This window comes from Mesorhizobium sp. A556 (assembly GCF_054489545.1).
Genome location: NZ_JBTMXA010000001.1, coordinates 594,895 through 606,916, shown reverse-complemented (window position 1 = coordinate 606,916; position 12,022 = coordinate 594,895). Strand labels below are relative to the sequence as shown.

9 protein-coding genes are annotated in these 12,022 nt (G+C 63.1%); 1 reads left to right on the top strand and 8 read right to left on the bottom strand.

Annotation, left to right across the window (positions count from 1 at the left end):
- Positions 1 to 85: 85 nt before the first annotated feature.
- The 5 genes from ACX3P0_RS03070 to ACX3P0_RS03050 form a co-directional block, all read right to left on the bottom strand.
- A complete protein-coding gene (locus tag ACX3P0_RS03070; protein ID WP_459078336.1) occupies positions 86 to 964 on the bottom strand; it encodes a patatin-like phospholipase family protein in 879 nt (292 codons plus the stop codon).
- Positions 961 to 2,316, bottom strand: a complete 1,356-nt coding sequence (locus tag ACX3P0_RS03065) for a M16 family metallopeptidase (protein ID WP_459086467.1) — start codon at positions 2,314 to 2,316, stop codon at positions 961 to 963. The genes ACX3P0_RS03070 and ACX3P0_RS03065 overlap by 4 nt, the downstream gene beginning before the upstream one ends.
- 3 nt (positions 2,317 to 2,319) lie before the next feature.
- On the bottom strand, positions 2,320 to 3,687 hold the full coding sequence (locus ACX3P0_RS03060; RefSeq protein ID WP_459086465.1) for a M16 family metallopeptidase: 1,368 nt from the start codon (positions 3,685 to 3,687) through the stop codon (positions 2,320 to 2,322).
- A 93-nt stretch (positions 3,688 to 3,780) separates the two neighbouring features.
- Positions 3,781 to 4,335 carry a 16S rRNA (guanine(966)-N(2))-methyltransferase RsmD gene (rsmD, locus tag ACX3P0_RS03055; RefSeq protein ID WP_459086463.1) on the bottom strand — a complete coding sequence of 185 codons (555 nt, stop codon included), beginning with the start codon at positions 4,333 to 4,335 and terminating at the stop codon, positions 3,781 to 3,783.
- Entirely contained in the window at positions 4,316 to 6,481 is a 2,166-nt protein-coding gene (locus ACX3P0_RS03050) for a pseudouridine synthase (protein WP_459086462.1), read from the bottom strand. The genes rsmD and ACX3P0_RS03050 overlap by 20 nt, the downstream gene beginning before the upstream one ends.
- A gap of 90 nt (positions 6,482 to 6,571) precedes the next feature.
- Here ACX3P0_RS03050 and ACX3P0_RS03045 point away from each other — a divergent pair, with 90 nt between their 5' ends.
- Positions 6,572 to 7,024, top strand: coding sequence for a nucleoside deaminase (locus ACX3P0_RS03045; RefSeq protein ID WP_459078341.1), 453 nt, complete (start codon positions 6,572 to 6,574; stop codon positions 7,022 to 7,024).
- A 27-nt stretch (positions 7,025 to 7,051) separates the two neighbouring features.
- Here the strand turns inward: ACX3P0_RS03045 and ACX3P0_RS03040 are convergent, their stop codons facing one another.
- The 3 genes from ACX3P0_RS03040 to ACX3P0_RS03030 form a co-directional block, all read right to left on the bottom strand.
- Entirely contained in the window at positions 7,052 to 7,738 is a 687-nt protein-coding gene (locus ACX3P0_RS03040; RefSeq protein ID WP_459086460.1) for a hypothetical protein, read from the bottom strand.
- Between the two features lie 185 nt (positions 7,739 to 7,923).
- Positions 7,924 to 10,944, bottom strand: coding sequence for an isoleucine--tRNA ligase (gene ileS / locus ACX3P0_RS03035; protein WP_459086458.1), 3,021 nt, complete (start codon positions 10,942 to 10,944; stop codon positions 7,924 to 7,926).
- 222 nt (positions 10,945 to 11,166) lie between these two features.
- Complete coding sequence (locus ACX3P0_RS03030) at positions 11,167 to 11,976, bottom strand: MipA/OmpV family protein (RefSeq protein ID WP_459086456.1); 810 nt, start codon at positions 11,974 to 11,976, stop codon at positions 11,167 to 11,169.
- Positions 11,977 to 12,022 lie beyond the last annotated feature (46 nt).

Here is a 12,022-nt window from a genome sequence, read left to right as displayed (position 1 = left end):
TATCGCGCCCCAGCCGCGCGGGCAATCCGCTTCATTGGCGCACACGGCGCTTCATCTGCATGGCAGGGCAGTGCGAACGGCCGGTCTATTTCGCGGCGCGCTTGGCGCGCGTGGCATTCTTGCCTTTGCCATCGTCCAACCTGGCCTCTATGGCCGTCTCGATGGCGCGCTTGACCTCATCCTTGACTGAAGCCGTCTCGGCCATCACCGCGTCGACCTTCATGAAATCGAGGACGCGAAAGCGCGAAACCGGCGGGCGGATCAATATATCCGGGCGGCACCGCTTGAGCTTGTTGGTGATGATCGACTGCATCATCAACTGCGTTGCACCGAACATCAGGTCAACGGTCGACGGGAGCTTGCGCTCAACGTCGGAAGGCGCGCCGACGACATCGATGGCAAGAATGATGTCGGCTTCGTTCTCGATCAGGTCGAACGGAACCGGGTTGTAAATGCCGCCGTCGATCAGCATGCGGCCGTCGCGCATGACCGGGCGAAACACCGCCGGGATCGCAGCCGATGCGGCCAGCGCCGAATGCAGGTCGCCCTCCGACAGGATAGCAAGCTTGTGGCCGAAGAAATCGGTGGCCGTTACCTTCAGCGGGATCTTCAGTTCCGCAAAAGTGGCTGGCACGGCTTCCGGCAGGAATGCCTTCAGAATCCGCTCGATATTGAACTGGCTGACGCGAAAGCCGCCCTCGATCATTTCGGCAAACGTGCCAGGCCGGGCCCGCCACATCCGGGTCGCGACCTGAGCGCGATGCGTGAGGATCGAACGGGCGTGTTCGCGAATGTCCTTGCCGGCAATGCCGGCCGCCATGCCGGCCCCCATGATGGCGCCGATGGACGAGCCGGCGATTGCCACCGGGCGGATGCCGAGTTCGTCCAGCGCCTCGATGACGTGGATATGCGCCAGACCGCGCGCGCCACCGCCGCCAAAGGCGATGCCGAAGGTCGGGCTCACCTTTTTTCCCCGTCGTGCAGCTCCGGCCCGACGACCATGATCGCCGGTTTGGCCGACAAAAGCTTGGTCGCCACCGCCTTGACCTGATCGAGGGTTACCCCCTGCAGATAGGCTTCCCGGTTCTGCATGTAGTCGATGCCGAGATGGTCGAGTTGAAGCTGAAGCAAAGTGCCGGCAATGGCGCCCGACGAGTCCAGATTGTTGATGGCATAGGACCCGATCAGATATTCCTTTGCGGCTGCCAGTTCCTGCTCGCTCGGTCCCTCCTCCGCCATCTGCTTGACCACGTCGCGAACCACGCCCAGCGTCTCAGTTGCACGGTCCGAGCGGGTCGCAGTCCCTATGACCAGCGCCGAACTATGGCGTCTGCCGGCCAGCCCGGAACTGACGCTATAGGCCAGTCCACGCTTCTCACGCACCTCCTTGAACAGGCGTGAGGTGAAGGTGCCGCCGCCGAGTATCTCGTTCATCAGCGCCGCCGCGTAAAAATCGGGCGCCGAACGTTTCACGCCGGGATAGGCCATCTGCAGCGATGTCTGCGGCTGGTCGTAAGGGACCTGCATTTCCTGGGCAAGCTTGGGTTCGACATCTGCAACGGGCACCAGCTTCTGCTTTTCGGGCAAGGTGCCGAATATCTGGTCGAGCTCGGATTTCAACGTCTTGGCGTCGATGGCGCCGACAACCGCGACATGAAGGCCGTCGCGGGCAAAGTTTGCCTTGTGGAATGCGCGCAAATCGTCTGCCGTAATCGTGGCAATGCTCTCCTTGGTGCCCTCGTCAGGCCTGGAATAAGGGTGACCGGGATAAAGCGCCTGCGCCCATTTCAGCGCCGCAACCTGATTGGGATCGCGCTCGCCGGAAATGATGCCAGACAGGATCTGGCCGCGGATGCGGTCAATTGGCGCTTGGTCGAAGCGAGGCTCCTCGACAGCGAGCTTCAGAAGGCGAAACGCCTCGTCCTTGCGGTCCGCCAGCAAGCGCATTGCACCGTAGGTGCCGTCGCGGGTCTGGTTGAACCTCATCTCCGCCCCGACTTCGTCCAGCTTGATCTGGAAGGCCTCGCTATCCATATCGCCGGCACCTTCATCGAACAGGCCGGTCATCAAATTGGCCAGGCCTTCCTTGCCGGCCGGATCCTGGGAACTGCCGCCATCGAAAACGAACTGGATGGCGACGATGGGCACCGAATAGTCTTCCACCAGCCAGGCCGACACGCCGGAATCGGACTTGACCTCCTGAATGGTGACGGCGGCCCGAGCCGTGATTGCCGGCAGCACCAGAAACAGCATCGACAGCAACAATGTCGCGACCGGAACTGCAAGGCGCGCGCGGAACTTCATGAAATAAGCCATCGTTCAGTTCCCCGCCTGCGCCGGCAACAAATAGCCTGTCGTCGCATGGTCCATGCCCAGGTAACGGGCGGCGACGGCCTTGACCTCATCGGTCGTGACCTTGCGTATGCGCTCGGGCCACTGTTCGATGTCCTGCACGCTGCCGCCGGTCGCCAATGTGGCGCCGTATATATTCGCCATGGCCGCCTGCTTGTCGCGCGCGAAAATCATCGAGCGGACGAACCGGTCTTTCGCCTTGTCCAGTTCATCCTGGCTAACCCCGTCCTTGGCGATGCGCGCGACCTCCGCATTCACCGCGGCTTCCACGTCGGCAAGCTTGGCGTCGCCGCGCGGCGCGCCATAGACGGAAAAGCTGGTATCGTCGAGCATCCTGCCCTGGAACGACGCCCCGGCGCTTGCGGCAATGCCCTGCTTGACGACAAGTTGCTGATAGAGGCGGCTGCGAGTGCCGCCGCCGAGGATTTCGGCGAGCAGGTCGAGCGCTTCGGCCTCACCGTGCTTTTGCGAATGGTAGGAAGGCACGACCCATTGCGTGGAAAAGGAAGGCACGCTGACGCGGGCGTCGCGCAGCGTCACCGTCCGCTCGGTGTTCTGATCCGGCTCGACCGGACGGATGCGTGGCGGCAAATCGGGGCCACGCGCCAGCTTGCCGAATGTCTTTTCAGCCAGTTCCTTGACCGTCTCCGGCTCGACATCGCCTGCCACCACCAGCACGGCATTGTTCGGGGTATAGTAATGATCGTAAAAGGCCCTGGCGTCGGTGCGATTGAGTTGCTCCATCTCCTGCTTCCAGCCGATGACCGGGATGCGGTAGGGCTGGTTCTGGTAGAGTGTGGCGTTGACCTCTTCGTCGAGCAGGGCGCTCGGATTATTGTCGATGCGCGAGCGGCGCTCCTCGAGGATGACGTCGCGCTCGGTCGCGATCACGTCGTCGCTCAAAATCAGATTGCGCATCCGGTCGGCTTCGAAGCCCATCATTTCACCCAGGGCCTGCGGCGTCACCGTCTCGTAAAAAGCGGTGTAGTCGTAGGAGGTGAAGGCGTTGTTCGAGCCTCCGATGGCGGAGATCGCGGCGTCGAATTCGCCGGCCTTATGATGTGTCGTTGCCTTGAACATCAAATGTTCGAAGAAGTGGGCAATGCCGGACTTCCCCGGCGGCTCGTCGGCGCTGCCGACCTTGTACCAGACCATGTGGGTAACGATCGGTGCGCGATGATCGGGAATGACGACGACTTCCATGCCGTTGTCGAGCTGGAAATCCGTCACCTTCCAGCCGTCCGGGGCGGTTTGCGCCAAGGCAGGCCCCATCAGGCAAAACGCTGCGGCGGCGGCCAGGATGGGGAGGCGTAGCCAATCGGCCTTGAATGTCATTGCAACTCCGGAAGTTCGTGCATGAACGATAGGCAGCGTGTTGCCGGGGGAAAAATGAATTATTCGTCATCTGACCGCCAAAAGAGGTGGAAGTCAGGCCGCCTCGATATATCGGATCACGGTTTCGCCGTAGCTTCGTTCGTCCAGAACGACAAAGCCCTCTCCCGGCTCGAAAGACGCTGCGGCCGCCTCCTCGACCACGCAGAGCGCACCCGCGGCCAGCCAGCCGCCGGCTCTGGCAGAGCGCAGGGCCTGCTCGCCCAGCCCCTTGCCATAGGGTGGGTCGGCGAAGATCAGGCCAAAAGGCGCCAGCGTCCCCGCCTCGCCCAAGGCCACGGCATCGCGCCGAAAAATCTTGGTGCGCCCGGTCAGGCCGAAGGTTTCGACGTTAGTGCGGATCAGGCCGCGCCCTTCCGCCGACTCCTCGATGAACACGCCATAGGACGCGCCGCGAGACAGCGCCTCAAGGCCAAGTGCGCCCGTCCCTGCAAACAGGTCGAGTACGCGCGCGCCGTCCAGCCGCTCGGGAAAGCGATGCGCCAAAATGTTGAAGACGGCCTCGCGGGTGCGGTCGGTGGTCGGGCGGATTGCAGCGGTACGGGGCGCCGCCAGCGGACGCCCGCGAAACTCACCGCCGACGATCCGCACTGCTTCCCCCTCGCCGTGGTCCTTTCGGGCCATCGCCGCGCGGCCGATCGTCCTTGCCGCTCTCTCGATTGCCTGCTGGACGGTCATTGCGTGGCTTACCAAAAGAAGGCTTTCCACCCGCCGGCTTGCCGTACATCGCCGTTTTGCGCGCCTTCTTGGCGTCTACTTCCGCCTTCTCGGCCTCAGCCCGGCCCTTGCCGATGGGACGTGCGCCCGGCGCCATCCAGACATTGGCCTTGCGCTGGCCCGGTGGCTCTATCGGACGCTGCTCGCGCTCGGACTTCTTGCCGCCGCGTGCCGGTTTGCCCCCGAATCCAGCCGGCTTTGCGCCGAAGCCACCCGGCTTTGGCCCGCGTTCGCCGAAGCTGCCGCGATCTGGCCGTTCACTACGCTCGGGCCGCTCACCGCGTTCAGGCCGCTCTCCCCGTTCAGGTTTGGGACCACGATCCGAAAAGCCACCCTCGGGCCGGGTCGAAAGCTTGCCCAGCGCCTCGTCGCGGCTTCCCTCGCGGCGCTTGCGGTTCTTGATCAGCCCGCCCTCACCGATCGGGCGGCGGTCGCCTTCGCGTGAGGCTGCCGGCCTTGGCGCCTCTTCGACGCGCGGTTCGGTCCGCCGTACCGGCCGGTTGGAGAAAGGTTTTGTGATTTCAGCATCGAAATTCGCGCCGGATTCTTCCACCAGCCGCTCGCCGAGCTGATCGCGCAACACACGCCCATTGATCTCGAGAACATGGCCTTCCCTCAGATCGTCAAGCTGGAACGGTCCGTAGGAAATGCGGATCAGCCGCGTCACGTCCAGGCCGAGCGCGCCGAGAATGTTCCTCACTTCGCGGTTTTTGCCCTCGCGGAGCGCCAGCGTCAGCCATGCGTTGGAGCCCTGCTCGCGGTCCAGCGTGGCTTCTATCGCGCCATAAAACACGCCGTCGACGGCGATGCCTTCGCGTAGGCCGGTAAGCGCACTTTCCTCGACCTTGCCATGCACGCGGACGCGGTAGCGCCGGAGCCAGCCGGTAGCCGGCAATTCGAGCACGCGCGACAGGCCGCCGTCATTGGTCAGCAGAAGTAGTCCCTCGGTATTGATATCCAGCCGTCCGATGGTCATCAGGCGTGGCAGCTCGGCCGGCAATACGTCGAAAACGGTTTTGCGCCCTTCCGGGTCGCGGTTGGTCGTAACCACGCCAGCCGGCTTGTGGAACAAAAACAGCCGCGTACGCTCGATCGGCGGAATTTCCATGCCGTCGAGATGGATGATGTCGCCCAGCATGACGTTGAAGGCCGGCGAGGTCAGCACCCTGCCATTGACCTTGACCCTGCCCGCCTCGATCAGTTCCTCGGCATCACGACGCGAGGCAAGACCGGCGCGTGCCAACCGCTTGGCAATGCGCTCGCCGGCTTCTTCCGTTGCCTCGTCAAGACGTGGGCGCGGCCTGAACCCGCCCGAATCGGCGGGCTTGCCGGCATCGCGGCCAAAATCGCGCTTGGGACGATCAAACCGCTTTTCGCCGCGCTCGCCTTCAGAAGCCATCGGACGGTCGCCACGCGGTGCATAGGGCTTGCGCGGGCCATCGTGCTTCACGAACGGCCTGCCTTCGGGGCGTGGTCCCTTGTTGAAGGTCCGTTCGCCTCGTGGTGCCTCGCCGGCCTCGCGCGGCTTGTACTCGCGCTTGAAATCGTGACGCCCGCCTTCGCTGGCAACACGCGGCGCGTAATCGCGCTTCGGGCGGTCGCCGTCAGCGGCCATGGGCCGGTCGCCGCGTGGCGCATAGGGCTTGCGCGGCCCGTCATGCTTCACGAAAGGCTTGCCTTCGGGGCGCGGCCCCTTGCTGAAAGGACGATTGTCACGGGGGGCGTCGCCAGCTTCGCGCGGCTTGTACTCACGCTTGAATTCAGAACGTGGGCGTTCTGCCTCACCGGCGCCACGCGGGGCAAAATCCCGCTTGGGACGTTCGCCATCGGCAGCCATCGGACGGTCACCGCGGGGCGCATAAGGCTTGCGCGGCCCATCACGTTTCACGAACGGCTTTTTCTCTCCGAAAGCAGGCTTGCCACCTGTCTTTCGGCCTTGGCCGGCATCGGCAGGGCGACCGCGAGGGCCAGCCGACTTCGGGCCGCTCTTGCGCGGGTATTTCTTGTCGTTGTCGTCCATTGTGGCCTTTGCTCGTTTGCGCGGGTAGATAACAGGAACGCGCCCAAGTGGCGAGGATATAAGTAGAAGGGCAACCGGAATGACAATCGCGTGAAGCGTCCGGACTTCATGGCGCTGGCACTGGCCGAGGCGCAGGCTGCTGCCGGGCGGGGCGAAGTGCCTGTCGGGGCGGTGATCGCCAGAGAGGGCGTCGCCCTATCCGCTGCCGGCAACCGCACCCGTGAACTGGCCGATCCGACGGCGCACGCCGAAATGCTGGCGATAAGGCAGGCTTGCGCAGTCCTATCGGCCGAACGGCTGACCGGCTGCGATCTCTATGTCACGCTGGAGCCCTGCGCCATGTGCGCGGGCGCTATCTCGTTTGCACGCCTGCGCCGACTTTATTTCGGTGCCGTCGACGAAAAAGGCGGGGCCGTGGTCAACGGGGTTCGTTTCTTTGCCTCGCCCACCTGCCACCACGCGCCCGATGTCTATGCGGGCCTGGCGGAAACCGACTCGGCAGCGCTGCTGCGCGGGTTCTTCGACCAGCGGCGCGAACCCTGAACGCGGGCTATCGCCGATTGCGAATGCCTACCAGGGCAGCCAGTCGAACATGCCCTTCTTGCCGCTCTTGGCCGCAGCCTCTTTCTTGAGGCGACGCTCTTTCTTGTACTCGTCTTCGCCGATGTCGCCTTGCGGGGCGGTGCCGGCGGCAACGCGATAGTCCAAGGGCGGTTCACTCAGATATTTCCGGCTTGTCGCGTCGCCCTGCTTGCCCTCGGCAATACGGCGGTTGATTTCGGCACGCCGTTCGGCGCTGCCAAGAGCTGAATTGCCGGGCGGCGGCGGGCGATTCGATCCCGATTCCTTCAGCGCCTGCTTCATCGCAACAGGATCGGACTGCACATCGTCGATGATCTGGGCCTGGTAATTGGGGTCGTCCTGATGCGCGGTTGCGTCGGCGCGCAGCCGGGCACGGCGCTGTTCGGGCGATTCGGGCCACTCGGCGCTGGCCGTCTGCGTGATGCTGTCCTGCGGCACCGGCAGCGCTTCCTTCTGGCCCTCCGCCGGCGTCACCAAGGCCGGCCGCGGCTTGTATTCGATATGATCCTTCCGCTTCGGTGCAAACGAAAAGGCATTGGTGAGGTCTTCGGCAAGCTGCTCGCCGGACGTCTTGTCCGTGCCATAGGTGGGCGAACTCATGCACCCCGACAGCACAAGTCCCGATACCACCAGCGGCACCAGCAGCGCGACACGCGCACGGTGTCTCTCGGTCATGCCAAAAAGTCCCACTTCTCAAACCTCTGATTGCGACCGGGCAAGTCCGGACGGTGCCTTCTGCTCAGTGTACGGAGAATCCGGCGACAATTTGTCTTACGGAGTTTCCCGCTTTTACCTCAACCGTCCGTTAAGGGCAACGCGCGGGCCGCCATTCGCCCTGCGCGTTGCATATGTGCATCCATTCAAAGCCGGCCAAGCGCCTTCAATTCATGCAGGACAGCCGCATCGCGCGCCGAAACATCCGAAAACTCCGGATCGCTGCCGACATCGGCGGTGTAGCGCCAGGACCGGGCGCATTTGTGCAGTCCGCGATCCTCGGCCTTCTCCACCACGACGGCAACGCCCTTGACGTCATCCAGCGTAAACGCGTCGGCCGGCGCCGCGCCATGCGCGAACTCCAGCCCGCTGGTGATCGCCATCTCGGCCATGTCGACGTCGGCGATCGCTGCTTCCAACGCCGCATCATCCAGATAGACGACAGGAACCGCCTCGAGCGACGAACCGATGACTTTCTGCGCACGGGCGATTTCCAGCGCGCCGGTGACGACGCGACGCACCTGCCGCACCTTGCGCCACTTTTCGGCCAAGGCCTCGTCGCGCCATTCCGCCGGGATGGCCGGGAATTGCTCCAGATGCACCGAAACGGCATCGGGATGCCTGCCTGACCAGGCTTCCTCCATGGTGAACGGCAGCATGGGCGCCAGCCATTTCACGATGGCGTCGAACAGATGACGCACGACCTGAACGGAAGCCTTGCGCTTGAGGCTCGACGGGCCTTCGCAGTAGAGCGCATCCTTGCGGATGTCGAAATAGAAGGCCGACAGTTCCACGACCATGAAGTCGAGCAGCGCGCGGGTAACGCGCTTGAACTCGAAGGCGTCATAGCCGGTGCGCACGAGTTCATCCATCTCGGACAACCGATGCAGCATCAGCCGCTCCAGTTCCGGCATGTCTTGCAGGGGAACTTCCGCGCCATCGTCATGGGCCAGCGTGCCGAGCATCCAGCGGATGGTGTTGCGCAGTTTGCGGTAGGCGTCGATATTGGTCTGCAGCACGTTCTTGCCGAGGCGCTGGTCTTCCCAATAGTCGGTTGTCATCACCCAGAGGCGCAGAATATCGGCACCCGACTGCTTCATCACATCCTGCGGCACCACCGTGTTGCCGAGTGATTTCGACATCTTGCGGCCTTCCTCGTCCATGGTGAAGCCATGGGTGACGACGGTGTCGTAAGGCGCACGACCGCGCGTGCCGCAGCTTTCCAGCAGCGAGGAATGGAACCAGCCGCGATGCTGGTCGGAACCTTCCAGATAGACGTCGGCCGGCCATTTCAGGTCGGGCCGGTCTTCCAGTGTAAAGGCATGCGTGCAGCCGGAATCGAACCAGACGTCGAGAATGTCGGTGACCTTCTTCCACGGCTCGCTGGCACGGCTTCCAAGAAAACGCTCGCGTGCGCCTTCCGCGAACCAGGCGTCCGCGCCTTCCTTTTCAAAGGCCTCGGTGATGCGGGCGTTGACCGCTTCGTCTTTCAGCACATTGCCGTCGGCATCGGCGAAAACGACAATCGGCACGCCCCAGGCGCGCTGGCGCGAAAGCACCCAGTCAGGCCGCTCCTCGATCATGGCGCGGATGCGGTTCTGGCCGCCGGCAGGCACGAAACGCGTGTCGTCGATGGCCTTCAGAGCGCGCGTGCGCAGGGTGGTATCGTCGCCCAAATCCTTGTCCATATGGACGAACCATTGCGGCGTGTTGCGGAAGATGACCGGCTTCTTCGAGCGCCACGAATGCGGATAAGAGTGCTTCAGCCGGCTGCGCGCAAACAGCGCGTTGCGCTTGATCAGTTCGTCGATGACGGCCTGGTTGGCGTTGCCCTTCTTGCCGTTGTCGTCGATGACGCGGGCGGCCCCACCCTCGCGGTCCGGCCCGAAGCCCGGCGCGTCCTTGGTCAGGAAGCCGGCGTCATCCACAGTGAACGGGATCGCCGTGTTGATACCGCGTTCCCTTAGCAGGGGAGCGGCGTCCATCCAGGCGTCAAAATCCTCGCGGCCATGACCGGGTGCCGTGTGGACGAAACCGGTGCCGGCATCGTCGGTGACGTGGTCGCCGGGAATCATCGGCACCGGGAATTCGTAGCCGCCGCCCAGACCCTTGAGCGGATGCGAAAGCGTCAAATGACGAAGTTCGTGGTCGTCAAGGTCGTGAATTTTCCGAAACTCGAGTTTCGCCTTCGCGAACGATTCGCCCGCCAATGCATCGGCAAAGATCAGTTTTTCACCGGGCTGCGGACCAAAGGCATTTTCGGCCGTCATGACTTCGTAAAGCCCATAATTGATGCGCGGCGAGAAATTGACCGCACGATTGCCGGGGATGGTCCACGGCGTCGTGGTCCAGATTACCACAGCTGCGGAACGCAGGTCTGAAATGAACTGCTCTGTTTCTTCAAGCTGCCGTTTGAATTCAGCATCACCTTGGTCGTCTAGCTGCGTCCTAAGCGCGGCGAAGATTGTCGTGGGGCTGGTATCGACATGAGCCACCGGAAACTTCACCCAGATGGTGTCGCTCTCATAGTCCTGATACTCGACCTCCGCTTCGGCCAGCGCGGTGCGCTCGACCACGCTCCACATCACCGGCTTGGAACCGCGGTAAAGCTGGCCCGACATGGCGAATTTCAGCAGTTCGCCGGCGATGCGCGCCTCGGCATGGAAAGCCATCGTCGTGTAAGGGTGCTTGAAATCGCCGATGACGCCCAGGCGCTGGAATTCCGCGCCCTGCACGCCGATCCAGTGTGCGGCGAACTCGCGGCATTCCTGGCGGAACTCGTTGACCGGCACTTCGTCCTTGTTCTTGCCCTTGGCGCGGTACTGCTCCTCGATCTTCCATTCGATCGGCAGGCCGTGGCAATCCCAGCCCGGCACGTAATTGGCGTCGTAGCCGCGCATCTGGAACGAGCGGGTGATGACGTCCTTCAGGATCTTGTTCAGCGCGTGGCCGATATGGATGGTGCCGTTGGCGTAGGGCGGGCCGTCATGCAGCACGTATTTCGTGCGCCCCTTGGCGTCCTCACGCAGCTTCGCGTAGAGGTCCATGTCCTGCCAGCGCTTGACCATCAGCGGCTCCTTTTCAGGCAAGCCGGCGCGCATCGGAAAATCCGTCTGCGGCAGGTTGAGCGTCTTGGAATAGTCGATCGTTTCAGCGGTATCGGTCATCGGTCTGCCATATGGATTGCCCGTCGGCAAAAAGCCTCGGGCGTTGAACTATCATGAACTGGAAAAAGCGCGAGGGATTGTTTTTACGCGCAAAACCCGGCAGTTCCGGTGACCTTTCAGGCCAGCCGGAACACCGGGCCAATAATTCGTATCGCGAAAAAGCGCGTCATGGCCGCGCTTCTAGCGGATAGAGCGGGCGGAATAAAGCTTTTCCTGCCGCCGCTACAGCGTGAAGTCAAAGCGGTAGGTCGTGGACAGGCCGAACATGAACTGGTTCTTGTCGCCGCTCTCCCGGACCAGGCTCGAATCCGCCGCCGGCCCCGTGAGGCGGGAATATTCGCCGAACACGCTGGCGGTTATCGGGTCGGTCACTTTCCAGGTAACGGCGCCACCGACACCGACCGATTTCAGGCCGCTTCCCGGATCGTACTGGCTTAAGCCGGACGCAGCCGATTCCTGCGCGTTGACGCCGTAATAGGCATCGAAATACTTGGCCGACGCGAAAGACAGACGCGGACCGCCGGAAATCCTGATGTCGGGCGTTACATCGTAGAAGGCGTCAGCAGTGACATCGGCTACCACGCCGTGGTGAGAGCGAATGCCTTGCCGCACCTCGGCGCGCACGCGCAGCCAGTCGGTCGGGTAGAATTCCGCGAAGCCGCCGACTTCACCGCCCCAGCGCACCGGGTCCAACCCCTTCAAGGCGTCGGAATCGCCGTCGTCCCGCCCGGACAGGAATTTGCCGGTAACGCCGCCGCGCACGCCGCCGCTGTCAAACAGCGCCAGCGAGATATTGTCGTTGCGCGATGAAAAGCGCGTCGCGTTTCCCGCCTTGCCAAGCGACACAAGCGGCGCGACGCTGAACATGTATTTTTTGCTGCCCTCGAAATTGGGCGCGACGATGCCGGAAGCACCTACCGTCAGATACCAGTCGCCCGACAGCCAACCGAAGGTGCCCTCGCCGGCATTGGCCGCAACGGGACTTCCGATGAGTGCAACGCCCAGCGCCGCCGAAACCAGATTCAAACGCATCGTCACTCCGTACACGCACTACAACTCAAGGTCGATAAGCATTGAG

Excerpts from the sequence above, each read along its gene's own strand:
- ileS (WP_459086458.1), bottom strand. The coding sequence starts at position 10,944 with ATGACCGATACCGCTGAAACGATCGACTATTCCAAGACGCTCAACCTG.
- ACX3P0_RS03040 (WP_459086460.1), bottom strand. The coding sequence starts at position 7,738 with ATGACCGAGAGACACCGTGCGCGTGTCGCGCTGCTGGTGCCGCTGGTG.
- ACX3P0_RS03030 (WP_459086456.1), bottom strand. The coding sequence starts at position 11,976 with ATGCGTTTGAATCTGGTTTCGGCGGCGCTGGGCGTTGCACTCATCGGA.
- ACX3P0_RS03065 (WP_459086467.1), bottom strand. The coding sequence starts at position 2,316 with ATGGCTTATTTCATGAAGTTCCGCGCGCGCCTTGCAGTTCCGGTCGCG.
- ACX3P0_RS03050 (WP_459086462.1), bottom strand. The coding sequence starts at position 6,481 with ATGGACGACAACGACAAGAAATACCCGCGCAAGAGCGGCCCGAAGTCG.
- ACX3P0_RS03060 (WP_459086465.1), bottom strand. The coding sequence starts at position 3,687 with ATGACATTCAAGGCCGATTGGCTACGCCTCCCCATCCTGGCCGCCGCC.